At 66.0% G+C, this 24,036-nt stretch carries 12 protein-coding genes and 7 pseudogenes; 10 read left to right on the forward strand and 9 right to left on the reverse strand.

The window, feature by feature from the left end; all coding sequences use genetic code 11:
* Positions 1 to 1,125: 1,125 nt before the first annotated feature.
* Positions 1,126 to 1,560, reverse strand: coding sequence for a cupin domain-containing protein (locus tag BKA18_RS34210; RefSeq protein WP_429638790.1), 435 nt, complete (start codon positions 1,558 to 1,560; stop codon positions 1,126 to 1,128).
* Positions 1,561 to 2,926: 1,366 nt separating this feature from the next.
* Entirely contained in the window at positions 2,927 to 3,175 is a 249-nt protein-coding gene (locus BKA18_RS34215) for a hypothetical protein (protein ID WP_366048606.1), read from the reverse strand.
* A gap of 555 nt (positions 3,176 to 3,730) precedes the next feature.
* Between BKA18_RS34215 and BKA18_RS34220 the strand changes: the two are divergent.
* Positions 3,731 to 4,430 (forward strand): annotated as a pseudogene (locus tag BKA18_RS34220) (transposase); the annotation flags it as partial.
* Between the two features lie 42 nt (positions 4,431 to 4,472).
* On the opposite strand, the gene BKA18_RS34225 reads toward BKA18_RS34220, so the two are convergent.
* Together BKA18_RS34225 and BKA18_RS34230 are read right to left on the reverse strand one after the other, a co-directional pair.
* The gene (locus tag BKA18_RS34225) at positions 4,473 to 4,709 is read right to left on the reverse strand and encodes a hypothetical protein (protein ID WP_366048604.1); all 237 of its coding nucleotides are present in this window, start codon (positions 4,707 to 4,709) and stop codon (positions 4,473 to 4,475) included.
* 650 nt (positions 4,710 to 5,359) lie between these two features.
* Entirely contained in the window at positions 5,360 to 6,571 is a 1,212-nt protein-coding gene (locus BKA18_RS34230; RefSeq protein ID WP_366048595.1) for an ABC transporter substrate-binding protein, read from the reverse strand.
* A gap of 895 nt (positions 6,572 to 7,466) precedes the next feature.
* Here BKA18_RS34230 and BKA18_RS34235 point away from each other — a divergent pair.
* From BKA18_RS34235 to BKA18_RS34250, 4 genes and pseudogenes are all read left to right on the forward strand, one after another.
* Positions 7,467 to 7,768: pseudogene (locus BKA18_RS34235) on the forward strand (DDE-type integrase/transposase/recombinase); the annotation flags it as partial.
* A gap of 216 nt (positions 7,769 to 7,984) precedes the next feature.
* Entirely contained in the window at positions 7,985 to 9,238 is a 1,254-nt protein-coding gene (locus BKA18_RS34240; RefSeq protein WP_429638734.1) for an IS701 family transposase, read from the forward strand.
* A 276-nt stretch (positions 9,239 to 9,514) separates the two neighbouring features.
* Positions 9,515 to 10,207, forward strand: a complete 693-nt coding sequence (locus tag BKA18_RS34245; RefSeq protein ID WP_366048596.1) for a helix-turn-helix transcriptional regulator — start codon at positions 9,515 to 9,517, stop codon at positions 10,205 to 10,207.
* A 154-nt stretch (positions 10,208 to 10,361) separates the two neighbouring features.
* Positions 10,362 to 10,795, forward strand: a pseudogene (locus BKA18_RS34250) (IS110 family transposase); the annotation flags it as partial.
* On the opposite strand, the pseudogene BKA18_RS34255 reads toward BKA18_RS34250, so the two are convergent.
* A pseudogene (locus BKA18_RS34255) lies at positions 10,780 to 11,152 on the reverse strand (transposase); the annotation flags it as partial. The pseudogenes BKA18_RS34250 and BKA18_RS34255 sit on opposite strands and share 16 nt — an antisense overlap.
* Between BKA18_RS34255 and BKA18_RS34260 the strand changes: the two are divergent.
* Positions 11,147 to 11,464, forward strand: a pseudogene (locus tag BKA18_RS34260) (transposase); the annotation flags it as partial. The pseudogenes BKA18_RS34255 and BKA18_RS34260 sit on opposite strands and share 6 nt — an antisense overlap.
* A gap of 707 nt (positions 11,465 to 12,171) precedes the next feature.
* Here the strand turns inward: BKA18_RS34260 and BKA18_RS34265 are convergent.
* Positions 12,172 to 12,420, reverse strand: a complete 249-nt coding sequence (locus BKA18_RS34265; RefSeq protein ID WP_366048597.1) for a hypothetical protein — start codon at positions 12,418 to 12,420, stop codon at positions 12,172 to 12,174.
* A 74-nt stretch (positions 12,421 to 12,494) separates the two neighbouring features.
* Positions 12,495 to 13,640 (reverse strand): YncE family protein, encoded by a 1,146-nt coding sequence (locus BKA18_RS34270; protein WP_366048598.1) that lies wholly within the window; start codon positions 13,638 to 13,640, stop codon positions 12,495 to 12,497.
* Positions 13,641 to 14,082: 442 nt separating this feature from the next.
* Here BKA18_RS34270 and BKA18_RS34275 point away from each other — a divergent pair.
* The 3 genes and pseudogenes from BKA18_RS34275 (at position 14,083) to BKA18_RS34285 (ending at position 17,603) form a co-directional block, all read left to right on the forward strand.
* Positions 14,083 to 15,249, forward strand: a pseudogene (locus BKA18_RS34275) (IS701 family transposase).
* A 142-nt stretch (positions 15,250 to 15,391) separates the two neighbouring features.
* Positions 15,392 to 15,802: pseudogene (locus BKA18_RS34280) on the forward strand (transposase); the annotation flags it as partial.
* A gap of 610 nt (positions 15,803 to 16,412) precedes the next feature.
* Entirely contained in the window at positions 16,413 to 17,603 is a 1,191-nt protein-coding gene (locus BKA18_RS34285; RefSeq protein ID WP_366048599.1) for a peptidoglycan recognition protein family protein, read from the forward strand.
* A 588-nt stretch (positions 17,604 to 18,191) separates the two neighbouring features.
* Here the strand turns inward: BKA18_RS34285 and BKA18_RS34290 are convergent.
* Entirely contained in the window at positions 18,192 to 18,365 is a 174-nt protein-coding gene (locus BKA18_RS34290; protein WP_366048600.1) for a hypothetical protein, read from the reverse strand.
* Between the two features lie 558 nt (positions 18,366 to 18,923).
* On the opposite strand from BKA18_RS34290, the gene BKA18_RS34295 reads away from it, so the two are divergent.
* On the forward strand, positions 18,924 to 20,186 hold the full coding sequence (locus BKA18_RS34295; protein WP_366048601.1) for an alpha/beta hydrolase: 1,263 nt from the start codon (positions 18,924 to 18,926) through the stop codon (positions 20,184 to 20,186).
* 830 nt (positions 20,187 to 21,016) lie between these two features.
* Here BKA18_RS34295 and BKA18_RS34300 read toward each other — a convergent pair.
* Positions 21,017 to 23,869: an ATP-binding protein gene (locus tag BKA18_RS34300; protein ID WP_366048602.1), complete on the reverse strand. Its 2,853-nt coding sequence runs from the start codon at positions 23,867 to 23,869 to the stop codon at positions 21,017 to 21,019.
* Positions 23,870 to 24,036: the final 167 nt, after the last annotated feature.

The raw sequence follows: 24,036 nt of genomic DNA on the forward strand, positions 1-24,036 counted from the left end.
GAACAAGTAGAAAGGTCCGTCAGCAAGCTGACGGACCCTCATGCAAGACCAAGGCTAAGCACACATCCATGCGCTTCGGCGGACGTCTGACCCGGCCTTACCCTCCGAATCCTCGTTCCGCGTTGCCAGGGAAGCCAGCTCCTGACAGGCCCGCCTCAGCTCTCCCTATCCATAGGATTAATGATTTGCGCCAAATCCACTATCCTTCAGCCAAAGGGAGTGGTAGAAATATCCCCGGTGAAGGAAGTGCCGATGGGAGGTCCGGACTTCCAGCACTCACCCAGCCCCCACGGTTCATTCCCCCAGGACCTGGGGGATCCCGGCCCCGGCGGAATCTGTGCTTTCCGCCGGGGCCGCTGCATGTTCTGAGGCATGTTGAACTCGATCACGTGAATCAGTGCCGTGACAACTGATCGCATGGTGAAAATAGGCAACGATGAGAGAGGGTCGCCTCGACCGCCCTGGCAACCGTCCCGGAATTACTATTGCCCGCTCGGAAGATCGGCGGTCGTCTCATGGTGAAATTCACGGACTTGGATCGCAGCACGAGTGTGGAATACGCCAACCTTCGGGACGGGCTGTCAGCCACCGGTGCGCTGGCAGGTCTCCCCGCGAAATGCCCTTTCACGAGAGCGCGGCCGGGGCATGCATGGCCGCAAGCGAGCCCGTCCGCTCAGTTCACCGAAATCTGCTGCCGGTGGGACTGGAGACACCTCGGCTTCGAGGCTTGTACCACCGGCAAGTTGACGCCCTCAATCGGAACTGCAATCCGACTGAGTCGTCCAGGGCGGCCGAAGTGGGTCGGAGCGTATCCGCTGCTGAGCAGGGAGACCCTGACGTTCCTGCCTGGTCGCGGCGCCTCGACGTATTTGCCGGCGTCGAGGCCCGCCAGCGACGGGGCCGGAGTTGATGCACGGTCACGGACACTCTCGAACCGGCGGTACCGCCCCCACCGGTCCGAGCCAAATAGATCTTGCGATGACTGGTCCACCGCCACTCATCAGCACTGCTCTTGAACCAGTGCCGAGAACCATCGCAACCTGCGTGGTGGGTGCCCGTTCGGCATGCGCCCCGCGCCCCAGAGAAGGCCCTCTTCAGGGCACTCTCTGGGAAGCCGATAGACAATTACTGGGAGTCGCAAGGAGGGTTGGTTGCATCCTGCCTCAGCGGTGCACCGTGAGGCAGGACGTAGAGCACCACCAGAGTGAGGGGTGCTTTGCCGAGGTTGCGGCCGATGTGTACGTGGTTGGCCCCAGGGCGCTCGGTCACAGTGCTGCCGGACTTGAAGGTCCCGTTCTGCTGGCACGTGGCGTCGAAACGGCTCAGGGTGCCCTGTTCGACGACGCCGTACAAGGTCCCGTCGTGATAGTGCCAGCCGGTGCTCTGGCCGGGAGGGATCGTGATCTCCCGCACGATGTAGTCCGTATTGCCGTCCGTTTTCTGGTATATCAGCTTGCTGGTGACACCTGGGCCGGCCGGAGTGGCGTAAGCCGCCCCAGCAGCCAAAGACATGCTGGCGACGGCAGCTCCTGTCAGGCCTGCACGAAGTATTGCCCGCATCATGAAAACCAACTTTCAGTGAGATAGTACCTGGCGCTCCCCGGTCGGAGCGCCATCGAGACGACGTCTTAGGCAGCTGCTCTTCACAGCCAGTGACGGCATGTCAATCGCCACGACATGTGCCGATATCAGACCGGGAAAGTCCCCCTGAGCTACTTCTACGGTTCAGGGGCGACGCTTTGCTGTGCTGAACCCAAGTTCGAACCTTGGAATGCGAAGCCAGGCTTCAAGGGAAGCCGACCGTGGCCAGGAATTTGCGGGTGGCTTCGCCGTCCACATCGCCCGGCTCCAGGCGCAGTACCTCGACGATCACCTGCATGGCTACGGAGTCGTCCCACCGCCTCGCTGTGCACCATTCATGGCAAGCTGGTCGAGTTGCCGCCCCCTGGCCGACCGTAGCTTCTCCAGAACGGTGGCTTTATCCAGCGTGCTAGCCGTGCACGGTCCTTCGGAGGCGGCGGCAAGGCCCGTACCGGCAACGGCTTCTGAACCCTCAGCTGAAGTCATCAGTGCGCTCTTCGCTCAGTCGAAGCGGAATCCTGCGGACCGCGAAAGACATACTACGACGCATACTTGACCTTCCCTCATGCTGACCGGCCACTGCCGTAGCGACTGCCACGCTCGCGTGAGACAGCTACCCGCAACTACGGGAACTTGCAGTTCGGACGCTTGGCGGTTGAACCCGGCGCCTGCAAATGTAAGGAGGAGAAAATCGATACACATCGGTTAGTTGACGTATATTCGCCGCCAGTCACATCGCGTAAGGCGATCACGATGGGCGTTTCTTGAGGCGCCGCCAACAAAGGTGCAGCTGCGGTGGGGTGACGGACAAGGCCCATCGGACTCTCCGGCGCGGTGCCGTCCAGGGCCTGCTGCCGCAGGCCCTGCGGAACTCGCCCTGGGAGCGGAGGGTGACCTGGACGTCGTCGGGACGGAGCTTGGGGGTGGAGGATAGCCTGGGCGTGGGCCAGGCTGCACACCAGCTGCCCGTTGCTGAGGCGCTCCTCGGCAGAGCGGTAGGTCTCCGGTAGGTCGAGGGTGACGTGGTTGCTGCTTCCCGAGGCGTAGTAGGAGCCGTTGGATGCCACGAGGGTGGTGAGTCTGCTCTTCTGCTCCGACTCGTTCGAGCCGGCCAGAAGGAGTCGGACGACGGAGTCGAGGGAGCGCAGGTGCAGGTCGGGCCGGGTGACACCGCGAAGGCCCATGTCCAAGGCTAAGACCGTCCTACCTTCTTGACCGGGTTGAGCGAGCCATTCGTAGGGTTGGCTCGCCCAGGGGTGTCGAGTGTGGCTTTAAGTGGGCGGTTCGTCAGGCGATGCCCGTTTCCAAGTAGTGGCTGGGGCAGGGGTGCTGGCCGCAGCTTCGGCTACTGCTTCCTGGCGAAGTTGCCGGTGTCGGCTTCGGTGAGGATGCCGAGTTTGACCAGGCGCTTCAGCTTGGCCCGGGTGCCTTCGACGTTCTTCGGCAGCACGTCGTGACCGAGGGCCTGGCAGATATCCTTCGCTGCATGGCCCTGTGGCGAAGTAGCCATTGCGGACCCGGCGACGCTCGTCAGGGTGATCAGCGCCTTGAGGACCGAGCACAATACCCCGCATACGGTGGCCTGCCGGGCCATGCGCGTATCCCAGCCGTGGTTCTACAAGTGGCGCCTCTGCCCCAAGCGGACGAAGAACCGCGAGGTCAGACGCGCGAAGCTGGCCGATGGGCCGCTCCGACACGATCGCTCCCGACATCTTGTGGTGGGGGGACATGACCGAGATCGACACCGCAGAGGGCAAGCGAACTGGGAGGTGAGAACGCCGCTATGCACAAGGACCATTCAGGGCAGCGATCGCCGCTCCTCCGCCGACCAGGCGGGCGGCGTCTCTTCCGGGACGGGACCGGGCCGGAAGGTGAGGTGGGAACCTGCCCTCGGAGGTGACGAGCTTCGTCGGGCGTCGGTGGGCGGTGTCCGAAGCGCGGCGGTTGCTCGCCCGTACCAGGCTGCTCACGTTGACCGGTGTGGGCGGTCTGGACAAGACCCGGCTGGCCCTCAGGGTCGCTGCTGAGGTGCGGCGCTCGTTCCCCGAGGGGGTAAACATGCCTGCACATTGCTTGGGTCGCTTACTGCGGTTCTGCTCTGCGGTACTGGATAGCGAGCGCCTACTGGCAGTCAGTGCCTGGCGCCGGGATGTTGCGGGCCGAGCCGATCGTGGTCGGGACGGTTGCCTCCAACCCAGCTGCGGCGAGGGTGTCGATGAGGCGGGAAACCGTGCTGGCACACTCCGAGAAGCAGGATGCCACCGTGACCTGGAAGAAGGCCTTCGGCCGGCATCCGCTGTTGGCGTTTGTCGATCACGAAAGCGGTGGGAGCGGAAAGCCTGCGGCGGGCTTGCTGAGGCCGGGCAACGCAGGCGGTACCACCGCCGCCAACCAGATCACCACGGCCCAACTCGCCCTGCCCAGCTGCCGAAGGAGCACCGGCGTGGACGTCCGACGCTGATTTCGTACCGACTCCGGTGGCGGAACAAATGAGTTCACAGCCTGGCTCGCGAAGCGGGGCAGGTCGCCGTCGCACTCGGTCGGGTTTGACCATCACCGGCGCCATCCACGAAGCTGTCCTCAAGGTCCCGCCCGCCGCGTGGACGGTGGCCATCGAGCCGGGAGGCGAGATCCGCGACGCGGCCTGGGTCGGCGAACTTACCGGCGATGTCCTCAAGGGCTGGCCGCAGGGGATGCAGCTGAACGTCCGCAAGGAACGCCCGCACCCCGGCGCGCAGTTGCGATTCATCAATGCCCATGGTGGCGGCTCACCGCGTTCGCCATCAACACCACCGCCATCCCGATAGCCCTCACGCGAAGTGAGGCACCGTCAACGCGCGGGCCCGGAAGCAGGGGATGCCCTTGCACTCCAAGAGCATCCCCCGCCGACATTACAGGGGGAGTTCCCCGAATCGGACGGTTTGGGTTGTATCGGAAGTGTCGCGTGGTTCAGCAATAACTGGGACGGTTGCGTCGCCCGAGCCGCCCGTACCCATGGCCATTACCCACTCCGTGGAAGGGTTCTGTACAACACGGGAGGCACTGTCGTATTTCCACTGCTGTGCCTTGTTATTGGGATCGCAGGCGGCCGTAGTGATCTGCCGGCCAGCCTCGGCAGGCGCGAGCAGGCACTCGTTTCACGGCTGCTGCGCTCTGCTCTTCGTGTCGCTTCGCTTCAAAGCAATCACCGCCTATCTGACCCCTACCCGTCCGCTCGAGTGGCCGGCTGGTGCCGAGCCGACATGGGTAGGCTCGATGTTGGCTTCACGGACGACAGGAACCCTGCGGCTACCGGGCTCGTGCAGGTTAGCGGTGAGGCGCCGCCGGGTTTGTGGCTCGGTGTTCATGCCCGCCGCGCAGTGGTCAGTGCGCGCGGGGGGTTGCACACAGCTGTGCGTTTTCGTGTGCCGACTCTCCAGCGTTTCTGCAGGCCCGCGGGGCTTCTTTCATTCATTTGACCGCCCATCATTATTGACTAGGCCTCTTTGTGACGTTTCGTCAGTGCCACCTGTTCCACTGACGACATGACAGAACACACAGGTTCCTTGGCGGCTCTCGCTGTTCGGGGAACGACGACATCGACCCCATGGTCCAGTCCCTGCTGGATCGGGAGGAGCGGCGCGTCTTCGCCTCGGCGCCACCAGTTCCCGGCGGAATCGACGAGTGGCGCGCGCTGGTGGCTGACCCGGGCTTCGAGATGGCCGCCTCTCCTTGTCTGCGGTCCAGGAGGCGGCCCCTCTGAGTAGGGCCGCTCCTTTGTGGTCGGTCACGTTCAACCTCAACTCTTCTTGCGGAAGTCGGTGAGCTTGTCCTGCTGCTTCTCCACAACCTCCTCCGGCGTCAGGTCACCCTTCAGCATCTGCTGGATGAGCGGATCCACGAACTGCTGACCGAAGCCACCGGGAACGACTGAGGTCCACCCCGGGGCCGAGCCGTTCGCCGCGATGTCAGCGAGCAGGCTCTTCGACCAGGCGTCGACGTGCAGCTGATCGGCGGGGAGGGACGTGACAGAGGGGAGGAGCTTGCCCACACCGACGACAGCGTCCTTCTGCATCTCGTCGCTCATCGCGAACTTGACGAACTCCTTGGCCCACGCGATGTCGTCCGACTTGGCCGGGATGCCCAGGCCGTCCCCGAAGTACTGGGTCTGGACGACCTTGGACTGGTGGCCGGCCGGCGGGAGGAGCAGCCAGTCGGGAGTGAAGTCCATCTTCTTGTTTTTCTGGAACTCCGGGACTGCGAAGTTGCCGTAGAGGGCCATTGCCGCGTCACCGGCCACGAAGGGCGCCAGCGCGGTTGCAGCATCCTGCGCTAGGTAGCCGTCCTGGAAGACGCGGCCCTTCCCGAGTTTCTCGACTGCCTTGACCGCGTCGACGAACGGGCCTTTGTCGTACGGCGTCGTGACGTCGACCTTCGTGTTGTGGTTCGTGAGCAGGTTCGCCATCTGGTCCTTGGTGGCGACTGTCGGCAAGAACGCGTCAAGCATCCAGCTCGCTTCGAACTCCGAGCCTCCACCCACCTGCAGCGGCGCGATGTGGGCCTTGCGGAATGTCTTCGCCATCCTGATCAAATCGTCGACCGACTTGATCCGGTGGTCTGTCGGAATCTTGACACCAGCCCTCTGGAACAGGATCGGGTTGATCCACAGCACGTTGTATATCAACTGCGAGTAGACGACTGTCGTCGGACCGTCGTCGGTCTGCATGGAGGCAGCCACCGGGGCGCTGTAACGGTCCTTCAGGCGCGCCTCATCCCAGACGTCGGAGATAGGGACGAGCATGTGATCGTTGGTCAGCTGGGTGTAGACCTCGGAGTTCAGCGGGATCATGGCGACGTCCGGCGGGACGCTCGAGCCGATCACCGCGAGATTCGAGCCGACCTTCTGCTTCTGGTTGACCGTCTGGAACTTGACCTCGACGTTCGGGTACTTCTTCTCGAACTTCTCTCCGATGTAGGCGAACATCGATTCGTCACTGGTCTGCTGCTGCACGATCAGAGTGACGTTCTTGGTCAGGTCGAGCTGCTCGCTGCCGCTCCCCTTACTGCCGCCCGCGCCTCCACACGCAGTCAGCAGTGAGCAACACAGTGCCAAGGTCCCGCTCCTGGCGACCCAACTCAACGGTGTCTGCACTTGCCTGTTCCTCTCGTTTTACGTCCCTAGTGCCGCGTCAGCCAAGGTTCGCGCCGCTCGCCGCCTGGCACACGCGCTCGCCGCGTTGGCCGTAAACCCGAGTGGGCCCACTACGAGGGCTTCCGGCCGCCTTGCGATCGCACGCACCAGGACGCCTCGCTGCCGGGCAAACCTTGACTGACGCGGCACTAGCTACAGCGCGACTGTGGTGGCGTGGGCAGCGCCGCCGGACACGACCGTCAGGCAGGCGGTGATCAGCGAGGCGACGCCCACACTCGGCATCCTGAGGGTACGAAGCATGAGACCTCCGGCTTCATGCACGATTTGGCCGCGAGTGTTGCCCAGGGGCTTGCGCGGCGTCAAGGTCGCTGCAGTGGAAAACCCGGTGCGACCTGCCGAGGAAGGGGATCGTCACCGCCGACTTCGCTGCCGACCGGGCGGAGGGCCGGTGCAGGGCACGGCAGATCCCGATAGCCGGCCTGCATCCAGGTGCGCTGCCCGGCGCGCCGCAGACGGGTACGGCGGGGCGCCGCAGGCTTCGCAGGTGTGTCGGAGGCAGCCTCGGCGGCGGCGCTCAGGGCGGTGGCACGGTCGCCGACCGCTTCGAATGCGCCGCCTTCGAAGCGGTCGGCGACTTGCTGAGTGAGGGCGAGCCGTACGCGGCTGTGCACGTTACGAATCAGTGGGGCGAGCGGGCAGCAGGAACCGATAGGCGTCCTTGGCGGCATGGAAGGTGGCGGTGAAGCGTTGGACAGTCTCCTGCGCGACAGTTCGGCGGTGGTGTCTCAAGCTCGGGCAGGGCTACGCCAACGCGCTGCGCCGCCGTAAGCCCCCGGCCGAGGCCTTAATCAAGATCAACCGCGGGCTGGAGCATCCATGTCGGGCCATCGACCAGGACGGGACGGTGCTGGACATCCTCGTCGTGCAGGACCGGCGGGACAAGACCGCAGCCAGGCGCTTCTTCCGCCGCCTGCTGAAGAGGGCCGGCGCGGCGCCCGGGTGGTGACCGTCACCAGCAAACTCCGCTGCTGCGGCGCAGCCCACCGCGAGGTCATTGCTCTCCGCGGAACACCGGCAATAGACATACTTCAACAAACAGGCGGAGAACTAGCCGCTAGTACTCCAGCAGGATTTCGCTGTCTGACCTGCGTCTTTGGCTGGGTGGCGGGAGTGTAGCGGGACTTCGTTCGTGCGGGGGCGGTCTCACGGAGGCCGCCCCTCGATCGTGCGACACCGCCGCAGGTAGTGACAACGGCGGGGCAGCCTCCCAAGGTGATCACCGAGTTTGCCGCCGCGCAGTGGGACCTCGAACTGGACGATCTCTTCCTGACGATCGGGCACCGCTTCGGCCGAGTCGAGCTCCGCCGCCGCATGCGTGACTATGTACGCGGGCTACTCGCCCCGGTGGCCCGCAAGAACAGCTGGCAGCTGGCCGAACAGGCCGGCCACCGCACGCCCGACGGCCTGCAGCACCTGCTCGCCGGAGCGAAGTGGGAGCCCGATGACATCCGCGACGACCTGCAGGAATACGTCTCCGACAAGCTCGGCGAGCCCGGCGGCGTCCTGATCGTCGATGACACCGGGTTCATTAAGAAGGGCACCATCTCGGCCGGGGTCCAGCGCCAGTACTCCGGAACCGCCGGCCGGACCGAGAACTGCCAGATCGGCGTCTTCGCCGCCTACGCCTCCACGCGCGGCCGGGCCCTGGTCGACCGCGAGCTCTACCTCCCGAAGTCCTGGACCGAGGACCCAGAACGCTGCCGCACCGCAAGGGTCCCCGACGAGCGGGAGTTCGCCACCAAGGGCCAGCTGGCCCGGCACATGGTGCTGCGGGCCCTCGCCTCACCGCTGCCCATCACCTGGGTCACCGCGGATTCCGCCTATGGGCAGGACAACCGATTCCGCCGGATGCTGGAGCAGTCGGGCGTCGGCTACGTGCTGGCTGTCCCCAAGTCCCAGTTCAGCGTGGGCTGTTCACGGATCGAGGGCCTGTTCGCGCAGGCCCCGAACGAAGCGTGGGAGAAGATCTCATGCGGCGACGGCGCGAAGGGGCCCCGCATCTACCACTGGGCCGCGGTGCGGCTGCCGGCCGTCGCCGAGTTCGACTATCAGGGCGAGGTCCCTCACCGGATGCGGTGGGCACTGGCACGGCGCAGCATCAGCAAGCCCGACGAGATCGCCTACTACCTCGCCTACGCACCTCTTCAGGTCAGCGTCCAGGAACTGGTGCGGGTCGCCGGGGCACGCTGGGCGATCGAGGAATGCTTCCAGGCCGCGAAGAACGAATGCGGCCTGGACCAATACGAAGTCCGCCGCTACGTGGGCTGGTATCGGCACATCACTCTGGCCATGCTCGCGCACGCCTTCCTGGCCGCCACGGCACACCAGGCCCGGGAAAAGGGGGCGGAACGGGTGGGACGGCCGGGGCCATCGAACTCACAGTGGCGGAGGTTCGGCGACTCCTGGCAGCTTGTCGTGCCCGGCCCCCGCACCTGCGCGGACACCGAGGACGACGCCACACGCTGAGCTGGTCGAACTGGCGCCGCCGACACCAAGCAGTCGCCCGCCGTTGTCACTACCTGCGGCGGTGTCGCACGATCGAGGGGCGGCCTCCGTGAGACCGCCCCCGCACGAACGAAGTCCCGCTACACTCCCGCCACCCAGCCAAAGACGCAGGTCAGACAGCGAAATCCTGCTGGAGTACTAGTACTCCAGTGCGACTTCGTGATCTATCCGCTGTGGCGAGTGGGAGGTCGGTGACCGCTGGCCTTCCGCCACCAGAACCCATGACCCCAGCTGGGCATGCCCCTTGCGCGCGCATTCGACCACGGCGTCGGCCACCTGCCCGGCCAGTCGATCCTCTGCTTTCTGACCCCCGACCTCGTCCGCCTCGCCCTGGCCCACGGCGACACCGCCAACGCACACCGCTACACCCGCGCCGCCCAGGAACGAGCCGACCACAGCGGCGGCCCACACCACCTCGGCGACGCCTACCGATGCCAAGGCCTCCTGACCCAAGTCCCTGACCTGCTCCTGGAAGCAGCCCGCTGCTACCAGCATGCACAACGACCGCTGAACGAGGCACACTCCAACACCGATGCAGCCGAGCTGCTGGCGCAGCGTGACATGCCCCGCGAGGCAAACACGCTGCTGGACAAGGCGCTGATGATCTACATCCGCCTGGACGCCGCCTGGGACGCGGCCCACGCCACCTCCCGCCTCCGTGCCGTCACCATGCGCCAGACCACGCGCCGACCGCGAGGCAGCGCCCAACACGGCTGGGAGGCACTGACGAACACCGAACGTATCGTCGCCGACCACGTCGCAGCCGGCCACTCCAACCCCGAGATCAACGCCCGAATGGGGATCTCACGACGCACCGTCAGCACACACGTATCCCACATCCTGCACAAGCTGCGGATGGCCTCCCGCGTCGAAATCGCAGCCGAGGTCACCCGCCGACAGAACCAGGACCGCGCACACCCAAAAGACTGAGACCCCCCGCCGGTCTCCGGCCGCCAGGGAAGTCCCGCATCTGCTGGCGACGCCGCAAGAAACTGATTGGGATGTGCGAGCAGACCGCTGAGTAGTACAACGTCGGCGAGGTTGTCTGCAGGGTCGCGCTGTCACGACGATGCTCGGGAGCACGATGAGCCGGAAATGGGCCGGTGTTGACGCCGGAAAGACGCATCACCACTGCGTGGTCCTCGACGCCGAAGGTGCCAAACTCTGTCCCGCCGGGTGGCCAACGACGAGCCCGAGCTTCTGCAACTCTTCGCCGATGTCCTGGCTCTGGGAGATGAGGTCACCTGGGCGGTCGACCTGGCCGATGGCGGTGCGGCTCTGTTGATCGCCGTGCTCGTCAACCACGGCCAGCACCTGCTCTATACCCCTGGCCGCGTGGTCAACCGAGCCTCCGGCAGCTATCGCGGCGAGGGCAATACCGATGCCCGTGACGCTCTTGTCATCGCTGATCAGGCCCGCATGCGCCGCGACCTGAACCCAGTGCGTCCCGGTGACGAGGCCATGGTGGAGCTGAAGCTGTTCCCGGCCTGCCGCACTAATCTTGTGGTGAGGCGGACGTATCGCTTGTAGCAGCAGATGGCGGCGGCGAGTCCGAGAAACCCCAGGTTGTTCCAGTGATCGCGTTCATAGCGGGGGCTGAGTCTGCGGTAACCCGACAGCCACGACATGGTGCGCTCGATCACCCATCTACGCCGTCCCAACCGTTCGCTGGACTCGATGCCCTTGCGGGCGATCCGCACTCGAATCCTCTTACCCCGTAGCCATTTGCGCAGGTCGAGCCAGTCATACGCCTTGTCGGCGTGCAATCGCTGAGGCTTGAAATACCGGCCGCGGTGAGCGTCGTGTCCCGCTTGGTGAGCCCTCAACCATCGGCTTCAGCCCTTCGCTGTCATGGGTGTTGCCAGCTGAGACGCCGCCATCCCGAAGATGGCTCTGGCTCTGCCCATGGAGGTGATGCCCCTCAACGAGAAGATCAGCGAAACCGACAAGCTCATCGAGGGCCGGTTCCGCGAGCACGAACTCGCCGAGGTAGTCCAGTCGATGCCCGGCAGCCGCGCGTTTCTCGGCGCCGAGTTCCTCGTCGGCATCTGCGGTGGCCCGGACGCATTCTCGACGCCTGACCGCCTCGCTGCCTTCGCGTTGCGTGACTCCCGCACCGCGTGACGCGGGAAGATCAGCGGAAACCTCCATCGGCCCCAGCGATATCAGCGATGCCTGCAGCGTGTGTCCGCACACACATCGCCACCAGGCTCCGGGAGATGTCCTACGCCCCGTCATAAGACCGAGATGGAGTTCGACGGCGGCCTACCTCGCTGCCCATGCCCGTGGGCCAGCACCTGCAGCGAAGCTCCGCCAGGACTACCGCACGGTATTCGTCCACACCGCCGGCCAGGTGCCGGAGATATACCCTGATCAGTGCCGCGGTCGGCTTCACCCTTGCCGAAGCCCACCTTCAGCCTGCCACCGGAAGCGTCCAGGCCGCCCTCACCGACGCCCACCTCATCGACCGGATTACCGTGACCCACCTGCGCCACACACCGTGCGGCGCCCAGCGGGCACCACTTCTCAACGGGATCCGGCCCCAGAGCTCCTCCCTGAACACCCGGCCCCCGAGGCGTTCGATGCCGTGCTCGCCTTCCCGGCGGTGCCGGCCATACCCGCTGAACATCTCAGGTTGTGGGCGGACGTAGAGGGATGACGTAGTTGGGGGCGCCGGGTAGTGCTCTGGGGGCGTGCCCTTGGGCAACACCCGCCAGGAGCTCCCGGATCCCGCACCGCCGTCCCTCACCGTGCGGCCGGTGAGCCTGTCTTCTCGTTGCCCTGCGGCTCGGGGAACGACAGGTCCTGGCTGATCTCCTCAAGTGAGCGCCGCCTGGTCTCTGGACCCATCCAGGCGTACACCACCGCCGCCAGCAGCAGTGGGATCGCGCCGATCAGCGCAGTTGTCGCAATGAGGGCGGAACGGTGGCTGCGGCAACGATGAGGGCCAGGATGAGTACTCGGCCTGCCTTGGTCATCGCAGCGGCCAGACCGGTCCCCCGCGAGCGCAGCAGGGTCGCACAGACCTCGGCCGCGTAGCCGGTGACCACAGCCACCAGCGAGCTGACCCCGGCCAGGGGCGCTACGAGAAGCAGCGAGAGCAGCAGTTGCTTGAGCTCAGACTGAGGATGGAAACGGCTCATTGGCTGCACGCAGCCGCGACCGCCGCAGTCCCGCCGATTACGTACCGTGCCGCTCTTGGGGCTTGGTCGCCGCTTTACGTAACTGGATTTGACCGCCGGGCCATTGCATCGTGGACGGTAGAGATCCATAGGTTGTCGTCGCCGGACCTGGTGCTGTACAGCGTCTGCCCGTCCTTGCTGAGTTCCAGGTCTGTGGTTCCCGGACCCATGTCGACGCTTCCGTTGGGGCGCCCATCCTGGGTGTTGATGATTTGCATTCCGTGGGACAGGGTGGAGACCAGGGCGTACTTTCTGTCACGGGTGATGACTGCGTCCATAGCCATATCGTCCAGCTGCGGCTTTGTCTGGGTGAAGGTGCCCTGGTCGAGGTTGATCCGAGCGATGCTGTAGGTGCCGGCTGCCCACGCCTCGTGGCCACCTCGGGTGAAGGCCATGCCCCACTGAGTGGGTTCAAAGTTATCGGGGGCGGTGATCGTACGGACGACGTCACCGGTCTTCGGATCAATTTCGAATAGGTGGTGGTCAAAGTTCCCACTGCCTGCCCAGATCCGGCCGTCGGGCCCCGCCGCGATCATGCTCACCGAAGACATCGGTGGAACCCGCAGCACGGTCGAGGCGCGCGTAGCACGGTCGCCGTGCAGACTGAAGGTTGAAACACTGCCACCTACCTTGTCCTTTTGGCTGCCCTGATTGGCAATGAGGACATTCGTCTTTTCCCCCTGTCGGCTCACCGCGATACCGACAGGCGTGATGCCGCCGGCAGCGATGGTACGGACGACGCGCCGCTTCCCCCCGGAGACGTCGATGACGGACACTGTGTGGTCGAAGGAATTGGCCACGAACAATCTGTTGCTTTCCCGGTCGAGCGTCATACCTTGGGGGTAGCGGCCGACGGGTATGGTCTGCACGACTTTGTGTGTAACCGCATCGATGACTGCCACCTCTCCTTTGAAATCGTCATTGGCATTGAAGGTGTCCGCGTAGAGGTAACGGCCATCGCTGCTTGGAATGACGAACATCGGGAAGCGTCCGTTGAGGTTCACCTTGCCGACCGCCCGCACGTGCGGAGAAGTCTCCTCTCCCGCCTGCCGAGAGGAAGGTGCACCGGCAGCCGCGTCGCTCGAACCGCAAATCTGTCCAGCCACCGCCGTTATTAGAGCCACTGTGGCGACTGCAGCCCTCACGCTGGGTCGGCGGTATTCAACAACTTCGAAATTCATGCCTTGACAACCTCTTGCCTATTGGAACCGTTCCACAGTGCTTGGGCGACGGCCTCATATGACGTGTCCACAGTGCACAATCAGTCTTCTGGGCGCGATGATGGTCACTCAACGAGCGTGGTTCTTGCGTTCACCTTCCGAACGGCCTACTCCTTCCCTTCTCCGGATAGACAGCGACTGCTCTACCCGCGGCGACTTATCCGGAAAAACGAAGAAGGATCGAATCGCCCGTCTTGTGCTTCTGGCGAGAGCCCAGCCCATTCAGCCGCTCACCTCGCTGCGCTGCCAGAGCGTATGTCCGCGTGCAGGCGTCATACATCGGTCATCTGCCGGATCTTTTTGGTAGTGCGCGTTCCGGGGCGGTGGTGCGAGGGCGTTCTTGTGCGGGTAGCCGAGTTCAGGTGCGCTCACTTGGTGGGGCGTTGATCCAAGGCCGGGTAGGCTGGGGTCGTTTGTTGGTGCGGTGGGCGGAAGGTTCTGCCGTGCGGAGCCGCGACGGCGGATGCGGGACTGCGTTTGGGGGCTGCTGGGGCCGGTCGGCAGGAAGAACGGCGGGCAGCCTCCCGAGTACGCCGGTCACTGGACACCGGACGGGCTGCAGCGGTTGCTCGCCTCATGCCGCTGGCCGACGGGGTCAGGGACGACGTCCAGGAGTACGTTGCCGAGCGGCTGGGCTCCCCGGACGGTGTGCTGGTCGTCGATGACACCGGCTTCCTCAAGAAGGGCACCACGTCGGCCGGTGTCCAGCGGCAGTACTCCGGCACCGCCGGCCGCACCGAGAGCTGCCAGATCGGGGTCTTCGCCGCCTATGCCTCGGTCAAGGGTCGTGCCCTGGTAGGCCGGGAGCTGTATCCGCCGAAGTCCTGGACGAATGACGCCGAGCGGTGCCGGTCGGCAAAGGTTCCCGCCAGCCGGGGGTTCGCGACCAAGGGTGAGCTGGCTCGCGCGATGATCCTGTGGCCCTGGCCTCCCACCTCCCGATCGCCTGGGTGACGGGCGACTGCGTCTACGGCCAGGAGTGGCGCATGCGCCGTGCCCTGGAAGCGGCCGACGTCGGCTACGTCCTGGCCGTGCCGAAATCCCAGCAGGTTCACGCAGTGGGCCGCATCGACTTCGCCATCGCCCAAGCGCCCGAGGAGGCATGGGAGCGGATCTCGTACGGCGACGGGGCGAAGGGCCCGCGCGTCTACGACTGGGCTGCCGCCCGCCTGCCGGCCATCGCCGACTTCGACGGCGACCACCCCACCCACCAGCGGTGGGTGCTGGCCCGCGGCAGTCTGGCCAGACCCGACGAGATCGCCTACTGGCTCGCCTACGCGCCCAGCGGCACCACCGTCGAGACACTGGTGCGGATCGCCGGGGTTCGCTGGACGAACGAGGAGTGCTTCCAGGCCGCCAAGAGCGAATGCGAGCTGGATCAGTACGCAGTCGCCGCTACCCGGGCTGGTACCAGCACATCGCCCTGGCCATGCTTGCCCATGCCTTCCTCGCCGCCATGGCCACAGCGGCATCGAAAGGGGGCCGAAGAAGCGGTGACCCCACCTTGCTCCCTCTCACCGTGCCAGAGGTGCGGCGCCTCATGGACGCTGCCCGCACCGGCCACCAGTGACACCACTTCGAACACGCGCTGACCTGGCCCCGCTGGTGACGGCGACCTAAGGAGACCGCCACCGCCTTCTGGATGCGGGCCCAGACGTTCTTCACCCAGTGCAGCCTCATCGTCGAGCGGGTCCTGACAGCTCGCGGCCGTTGGGCTGCGGGCCGCGGCGCTGGTCGCGGATGCCGGCTACGGCGCGAACGCGGAATTCCGGCACCCGTCGGACCGGGGCCTGGGCAATGCACTGCAGCTCAAGGGCGAGTTGACCGACTGTGCCCAAGCGGCTGAACCGTATGAGCCGTCCTATGGCGGGCTCGGGCCCAGGCCGCTGCCTTGCTACCGCACCCGCCCGATGAGCCTGTGCGAACAGGTTCTGTCCGCCGGACGGGGCCGGGCCGGGGCCGTGACAGTCACCTGGCGCAAGGGCCCCGAAGCTGCGATGACCCCATGGATCTTGGATGTCCGTCCCAGCAGAACCGGCCCAGTGATACGTCGCTTGACGGATGTATTTCCCTTTGCTCGGCCCTACGTTGAGAGTCCCATGACGGCTCACACGGCGGGGTGAGCCGGTGAATGTCCACCCCTCTGCACCGACCCCGCAGCGCACGGCCCGCCGAAGAAAGAAAGCAATGCTTGCTGACGACGCAGTTCCGCATTATTCGCTACGCCCGTTCGCGGCATTCATCGCGCTCTCGCTCACACTCGCGTGGGCGGTGCTCACTGCCGTATCGGACCATGCAGAAAGTCCCACTGCGCAGAACCGGACCGTTCACCTCATCCGAGCCACGACTGCCCTTCAGAGCCCGCCCCCGACGGCCGCACCGAGTGTGATCACCGCCCGCCCATGCCCGTGAACCGAGGCTGGTATCACCTTCGCTTCCCAGACCTCTGCGACCGTCGGCGACGTTCCCGGCGTGCGCAGAGACAACTCCTGGGCAGCGGTCCAGATCAAGACCTGAAGGACAACATCAGCCCCTCATAAATTGACGGCTCATCAATCCATCTTTGTGCCCCTGAAGACCGTTCGGTGCCACGCCCCCATACGAATGCGCGGGCCGGCCCCGCCTCTCACTCAAGTGCGTCGATCTCAGAGTGAGCGGCCGAGGATCTGAACGCGTTCCCGGCCGGCTCAGTGACGCCGAATCCCTCCCCCTACGCAACCATGGAGCAGTGCCGTGTCCGATCCGTCCTCGACGTTTTCCTCGACCTCTTCCCCGTCCTCCCATCGTGGTCCTTCCCGTGTCCCTCGCCGGGCGGTGGTGGGCGGACTTGGGGCCACAGCCGCAGCTGCGGTGCTCGCGCCGGTGGTTTCGGCGGCCACATCGTCTTCGCCGGAGCCCTCCGGGGATTCCGCCGGCTCACCGGGGCGCACCGAGAGCGTTCCCGAGACGCGGGCGACGGCCGCCGCTACCAGCGCGGGGGTGCAGAGGGCGGAGTTCCCCATCCAGTACCTCGGACTCACCTGGAGCGGGTCCAAGCGGGGGGCATCCATCCGGTTCCACCAGGAGGACGGAGCCATCGACACCTGGCACAACTTGATTGCCGGCTGCGCGTGTGGAGTGGACGGCGCCGAGCTGAGCGACTCCGCCAAAGCAGCCGCCGTACTCGTCCCGGCGGGCGGGGCCTTTGGATATGAGGTATCCCTGCCCGACGGTGCAGAGCGCGCGCGCTTGATCGCGATCGACGCAAAGGACGGGCCGGTGCGGGAGGTTGCCCTTCCTGCTGAACTGCCCCAGATGTGGGGGCTGAAGTACCTCTCCCGCGCAGCCTGGGGAGCGGACGAGAAGAAGCGCTTCTACAAGAACGGCACCGAATCCTCACCGCCGAAGTATTTTCCGGCGCAGGCTCTGACCGTGCATCACACCGTCACGCCGAACAACGACCCTGATCCAGCGGCCACGGTACGCGCCATCTACGAGCAGCACGCCTCCCCGGACTTCGAGGACTTCGGCGACATCGGGTACCACTTCCTCATCGACGAAGCCGGCCGGGTCTATGAGGGACGTTGGTCGGGAGAGGACGGCATCCCGGCTCACGACAAGAACGGCAATGTGGTCACCGCTTTCCATACCAAGGGGTATAACTCGGGTAATCTTGGGATCGCTCTGCTCGGCACGTTCAACGAGCAGCAGCCGACGGACGCGGCCCGCCGGGCCCTTGTCGGCTTGCTGGCGAGGCTGGCCAAGGCGCACAAATTCAACCCCGAGGCGAACATCACCTTCACGAATCCGGTCGACGGCGCTAAAAAGGGCGTCCCGCTGATCAGTGGCCATCGCGACTGGCTGGCAACGGAATGCCCTGGCGGCACGCTGTACAACGCGCTTCCGGCTCTTCGCGGGGATGTCGCTGCCTTGGTCACTCGCTGAGCGCAGCCCCGGTCCGACCCGCAGACCCGCACTTCTCCGGACCGGGACCTCCTCAAGGCCCTGCGCCCCGTCCGCAGGCTCCGGCGGGTCGTGCTGACGGCAGCCCAGGGGCGGGGCAGGAAACCACGGAAGTCGCCGGTCAGGCAGCCCGCATCCACGCCCCGCCGACTGGCAGATACGCAGCTCGCCGGCCACCGGACGCCGGGTCTGCTCGCGCTGGAGTCACGTCCGGTCAGGTCGGGTGCGGGGGGCGTGTCCTGTCCCGAATGGTGGTGCGGCAGCGGTTGCACAGGTGACGGCCGATGATGCCGTGTTCGCGCATCAGGCGGGCCATCCGTTTTCTGTCGACCACCCGTCCCTGGGCCCGCAGTTCGCCATGCGCCCACGGCACGTGCGCTCTGCGTCCGGCCGTGGAGCTCGCGGAGTTCGCCCCCCGGCGCAGCCTCGCCCGCGGCGCGATCGGCGCTCGCCCGCGCTCCGGCTCGCCAGGCGTAGTACCCCGAGCCAGCCACGCCCAGGACCTGGCACCGCTGGACACCGAACTCGTCGGCGTGGGCGGAAACGAAGTCCCAGCGGTGGGTCCTCACTTCATCTTCCGAGCGCAATACGCCGGCTCGGCAGCACCCTCGCCTCGGTCCGGCGCAGGATCTCCTCCTTCGACCTGCCACTCGCGGTCGCCTTGCGCAGCCGCGCGAGCTCAGCCCGCTCCTCGGCGTTCAACGCCGATTCAAGCACCACCTTCTCGGCGTCGGCCGCACGCACCCAACTCCGCAGGGGTCTGGTGATTGGCCCCGGTCTACTTCGCGACCGTCACGAACGTGCGCCGACGTGCCGAGGCGCGGCACTGGCTTCGACGGACGTCCCACCTGGACTTCTCTCCCCGGACCGAAACGATCCAACTGCCAAGGGGGCCACGTCGCGGAGCAAGGCTCCATCCTTTGCAGGATTCCTTTGTTACGTCTCCATCATGCGGCGATGGAAGGACCATCATGCGGCGCCTCTACGGTAGGCGCCATGACTGATACGACGTCCCTTTCCGAATCCGCCTCGGGACCGCAGGGGTACCCGAACGTCCGGACGCCCTTGCCTCGCAGGGCGTCCCGCACGGCCACTGCCGGAGCTATCTGCCTCGCCACCTCTCTCCTGGCTCCGCAGGGCGCATGGGCGAGCCCCGGCACGCGGACGGCCACGTCCCCTGTACAGGCGATCCGTTGGTCCGCCTGCCCCAAGGCCGATCCGCCCTACCCCAACCCGAGCAAGCGTGCCGAGTGCGGGACAGTGCAGGTCCCCGTCGACTGGGCAAAGCCGGACGGGCCGAAGATGCAGCTCGCTGTGGCCCGCCAGAAGGCCACCGACCCCAAGAAGCGCATCGGTGCACTTTTCTCGAACCCGGGCGGCCCCGGCGACTCCGGCCTGGAGGACGCCTCCTACGCCGACAACCCGGTCGAGGGCTACAGCAAGGACATCCGGCAACGCTTCGACATCATCGGCTTCGACCCGCGCGGCATCGGCCGCAGCGGACAGCTCCGGTGCGACGAGAAGCTCGCCTCGAAGATCCCCACCCGCCCCCAGAATGCCACCGAGTTCCAACAACTGCGCGCCCTCAACAAGGAGCTCGCAGACAGCTGTCGCCAGCGCAGCGGTCCGATCACCGACCACATGGACAGCGAAAGCGTCGCCCGCGATATGGACGCGATCCGTGCCGCCCTCGGCGAGAAGAAGATCAGCTTCCTCGGTCACTCCTACGGCACACTGATCGGGCAGCGATACGCCCGTCTCTTCCCGCAGCACCTACGGGCGCTGGCCCTCGACAGCGCAATGGACCCCTCCTCGCCGGACGCCGATCGTTACCTCAAGGAGGGCTCCGCAGCCCTCGAAGCCGCAGTACAGCGGCTCGCGGCCTGGTGCAAGCAGCACACTCAGTGCGCCCTGAAACGTCAGGACGCAAAGGCCGTCGTGCGTTCCTTGTTCGCGCGTGCCGAGGCGGGCAGGCTGTTCGAGCCGGGCGCGCATGGCCCCACGCGAAAGAAGGTCACCGTCGACCAACTGGCCGGCCGGCTCACCGCGTCCATGCAAAAGTGGAACCCAGCGCCCACCGCCGACCAATTGGCCGCCCTGCACAGCGGCAAGGGCAGGATCACCTGGACCGATGACGCCCGGGTTCTCGCCTGGCGCACCGTGATGTGCCGGGACTACGACTTCCGTCTCCGTGACTACGCCCACTACCGTGATCTGCGCCGGCAAGCCACGTCCGCCAATCCGCACTCCCGCTACAACGCTCAGGCCCTGGAGATGATCCTCGGCTGCCAGGGCTGGCCGGCCGCCCCCAAGCCCCAGCCGGCCCAGGCCAAGGGCAAGCTCCCGCCGGTTTTGCTGGTGAACGCCAAGAACGATCCGGCGACCCCGCTGCCGGGCGCACAGCGCATGGCACGCGCGTTCCCGCAGAGCCGGCTCGCCGTCCTCGACGCAGTGGACCACTGGCTCTATCGCAAGTGTCAGTCGCCCCGCCCGGCCCAGGCGATCGACACTTACCTCCGCACGCTCAAGACTCCGCCCCCCGGCACCGTCTACCCCCACCCCTGACCACAGGCGCCCTGGATCGACTTGGCGCAGCACGACGGCAGAACCGCCAGCTTCTTCAAGGACACGTGCATAGGCGTGACAGCATGAAGATGCCGCCGGCCGTGTGGTCGACCGTGAAGCTGCGACGGCGGAACTGGCCAGGCTGGCGGTATCCGCTGGGGCGGGTCCGGGGCAGCCCGCGTTCATCGTCGGTGAGACCGGCTGGCCCGCGCAGACCGCCTGCTGGAACTGGCGGCAATCAGCGGTAGGCGTCCGGGCATGCGAACCCGGCAGGGGACGGCACAGGAGAACGTTGGCCTGGGTGTCAGCACACGGGCAGCAGAGGCTCGGCATCATGAGAAAAAAGACGACTACGTTGGCTGAGCAATACGCCACGGTCCACGAGGCACTTGCCTTCAATTCCCGCATGGGGTGTCTCAACCGGATGCGTTTCTCAAGCTGGCCCAGTGTGCTGGAGTGGCTCGACTCGGAAATAGATGCAGCGGCCACGGCTTCTTCGACCGGGCCGTGGTCATCCGGCTGTTCACTGACGGCCACGGATTCGTCTACAGCGAAGGCCGCGTCAAGCTGAGCGAAGCGGATCTTACGTCGCTTCCGCTCAAGCGGGATGTCGGGGCTTCGCGGATCTGGAGGGCGGCCATGCTCGTGCGGGGGCTCTGCTCGCCGTCAGGAACCGAGAGGCCGCCCACTGACAGACGATGTACCCCCGGCAGCCGCTCACGACCGGCACGAGCACGACGACCCAGCCCTCACACCGGCCCCACGACCAGCCACTTCTAGAAGAACCGCGCCCATTGGTCGTGTGATGTGGTGTTGCGCGTGGGGGCTGGTCAGTGTGGAGGCAGGTCAGTGTGGGGGGTGTGGTCTCGTCGTCGGATGAGGTCGGTGGCGATTTCGACGCGTGAGGTCATTTTCAGTTTTTTCAGGATGTGGGATACGTGCGTGCTGACGGTGCGTCGTGAGATGCCCATGCGGGCAGCAATTTCGGGGTTCGAGTGGCCGGCTGCGATGTGGTGGGCGACGACGCGTTCGGTGTGTGTGAGTGCTTGCCAGCCGTGGCTGGAGGCGCCTCGTGGTCGTCGGGTGGTGTGGTGTGTGGCGACGGAGCGGAGACGGGAGGTGGCGTGGGTGGCGTCCCAGGCGGCGTCGAGTTGGGTGTAGATGGTCAGTGCTTTGTCCAGGAGGGTGTTTGCTTGGCGGGGCATGTGGCGCTGTGCGAGTAGTTCGGCTGCGTCGGTGTAGGCGTGTGCCTCGTTCAGGGGGCGTGGTGCGTGGTGGTAGCAGTGGGCTGCTTCGAGGAGAAGATCGGGGTCTTTGGTCAGTAGCCCTTGGCATCGGTAGGCGTCGCCGAGATGGTAGGGCCCGTTGCTGTGATCGGCACGTGCCTGGGCGGCGCAGGTGTAGCGGTGGGCGTTGGTGGTGTCGCCGTGGGCCAGGGCTAGGCGGACGAGGTCGGGTGTGAGGAAGCAGAGGGTCGATTGGCCGGACAGGTGGCCGACGCCGTGGTCGAATGCGGCTGCGAGCCGGGTGTAGGCGCGTTGTGGATTCTCGTGAGCTTCGTCGGCGAGGATGTCGGCGCACAGAGGCAGGTATTCGTAGAACCAGGCGATCGTTTGGGTGTCGGTGGCTGCGGCCGCGGCGGTCAGGTGGGTTGAGGCGGTGGTGGGCTGGCCACGGTGGAGGGCGATGATTGCCGCGATTGCCCGCAGTGCTCGGCTCATGGCGAAGTGCTCGCCGGGTTCGAGCCCGGCCTCGATTTCGGCGAGGGCGTCGTCCCAGCGGCCGGTGTTGTAGGCGAGGAGGGCGCAGGAGAGGTGGTACCAGGGCAGCAGGATGCTTCCGGTGTGCTCGGCTGCCCTGCGGGTGGCGGCGAGGGTGTGGTGGGCGTCGTGTTGGCGGTCGAGCTCGATGTAGCCGTTGGCCAGGGTGAGTTGCAGCCAGGTGCCTTGTGCGGGGTGGAGGGTTTGTGGTGTGAGCCGGGTTGCTTGCTGGGCCAGTTCGAGGGCCTGGGGGCCGGGCGCTTCGAGGAAGCGTTTGGCGGCCAGGATGTGCAGGGCGTGGGCCAGGGCGGGGTCGTCGTTTTCGGCTTCGGCCCTTTGCCGGGTGGCCGCCGCGATCTCCTCGGCCTGAGGGAGCTTGCCCAGTGCGAACAGGCACAGTGCGCTGAAGGCCTGGAACCGGATCTCCTCGGTGGCGGGTATGTCCTGGCCGCTGCACGCCAGACGGGTCTCGATGAGCGCGAGGTCGGGTCGTCCGCGGGTGAATGCGGCGTGGACGATGATCCAGCGAAGGGGGCATTCCCAGTCTGGGTCGTGGTTTCTGGTCAGGGCGCGTCGGGCGGTCTCTTCCGCCTCGGCGAGGTGGCCGCACGAGAGCTGGGCGATAGCGCGGTGCCATTGGAGGTGGTCGTGGCGTGGATCGTGGGGGTCGGCCAACGCCAGCGCTTGGTCGATGAGGTGGAGAGCCATGGCGGGTGCCCGGATGGTGAGGTGTGCCGCAGATTCCACAAGCCAGGCGGTCAGGAACTCTGTGGCCGCCGGTGCCGCAACGAGTAGATGCTCGGCGACCCGTTCGGGTGCTGCCCCAGCTGTTGCCAGGGCCCGCGCCGTCCTCAGATGCAGCATGGCGCGGATCGAACCCGGCACGGCGTCGTAGAGGGCGCGCCGAATCAGGTCGTGGCGGAAGAGCAGCCGGTCACCGACCTCCTGCAGGATTCCGGCCGCTTCGGCCTCCGCGACGATGCCGAGCAGTTCATGTGCCGGCCGGTCCAGGACCGCCGCGAGGTCGGCGACCGTGCAGCCGGCTCCCAGAACCGAAGCGACGCGCAGCGCCTGCAGCACCTCCTCGCGCAGGTAGCGCAGCCGGTGCGTGATCAGTGTGGTCAGCGGTGGCACCCGACTGTCGACGGTCAGCTCCACGATCCCGCCGCACGTCTCGATCGCCTTCTCCCGCACCAGAGCGGCGGCCAACTCTCTGACATACAACGGGTTTCCCGCCGCCTGCTCCGCCATCCGCCGCAGCAGCGGACCGGGCCTGGCACCACACACGTCAGCCAGCAGCGCCAAGACCGCCGACGGGCTCAGCGGCGCCAGCTCCAGCACAGTCCGCTCATGCAGCCCAGCACTCTGGGACAACCGAACGACATCCCTGACCTCAGGTTCCGGCCGGTAGGTCCCGACAATCAACAGCGGCAGCTGCTGCACCCCGCCCACCAGCCGCCGCAACACCACGAGACTCGCCGCATCGGCCCACTGGAGATCATCGACAAGCAGTGCCAACGGCCCCTGAGCACACAGCTCATCAACCAGAGCAAGCATCGCCTCCGCAACAGCGAAGTCCACCGTCCCGGCCGATGTACCCACCGCACCCGGCAGCCCGTACCGGCCGTCCCCACGCAAAACCGCAGCAACCGCACCCCCGGACACCTCAGCCGACCCCGCATCCACCCCCAGACACGCCGACATCAACCCGAACGGAATCCGTTGCTCCAACTCCTGCCCCGCCGCACGCAGCACCCGAAACCCCGCACACTCTGCTGCAGCCGCCGCCACCCCCAAAACAGCCGTCTTACCCACACCCGCCTCACCCACCACAAACACCGCCCGTCCCCCACCCGACACCACCGACGCCACCGCCGCCTCCAACACCCCCACCTCAACCTCACGGCCCACCAAGTCCTCCATACCTCACCCCAATGCATCGGCACCTTAAGAGAAGGGACATACCTTGATGACTCATTACGCGAGTTGTCGATTCTTCGCTCCAACACCACCGGACTGGAGATCAACGGCGACATCTCGGCTAGCCTGCGGAGAATGCGGGAGACGTGGGTGCTGACGGTGCGTCGTGA

The sequence above is a fragment of the Streptomyces auratus genome, from assembly GCF_050433025.1.
Taxonomy (GTDB): domain Bacteria; phylum Actinomycetota; class Actinomycetes; order Streptomycetales; family Streptomycetaceae; genus Streptomyces; species Streptomyces sioyaensis.

Coding starts and splice junctions, on each gene's coding strand:
- BKA18_RS34210 (WP_429638790.1), bottom strand. CDS start 1,560: ATGCGGGCAATACTTCGTGCAGGCCTGACAGGAGCTGCCGTCGCCAGC.
- BKA18_RS34215 (WP_366048606.1), bottom strand. CDS start 3,175: ATGGCCCGGCAGGCCACCGTATGCGGGGTATTGTGCTCGGTCCTCAAG.
- BKA18_RS34245 (WP_366048596.1), top strand. CDS start 9,515: ATGCCCCTTGCGCGCGCATTCGACCACGGCGTCGGCCACCTGCCCGGC.
- BKA18_RS34265 (WP_366048597.1), bottom strand. CDS start 12,420: ATGAGCCGTTTCCATCCTCAGTCTGAGCTCAAGCAACTGCTGCTCTCG.
- BKA18_RS34270 (WP_366048598.1), bottom strand. CDS start 13,640: ATGAATTTCGAAGTTGTTGAATACCGCCGACCCAGCGTGAGGGCTGCA.
- BKA18_RS34295 (WP_366048601.1), top strand. CDS start 18,924: ATGCAGCTCGCTGTGGCCCGCCAGAAGGCCACCGACCCCAAGAAGCGC.
- BKA18_RS34300 (WP_366048602.1), bottom strand. CDS start 23,869: ATGGAGGACTTGGTGGGCCGTGAGGTTGAGGTGGGGGTGTTGGAGGCG.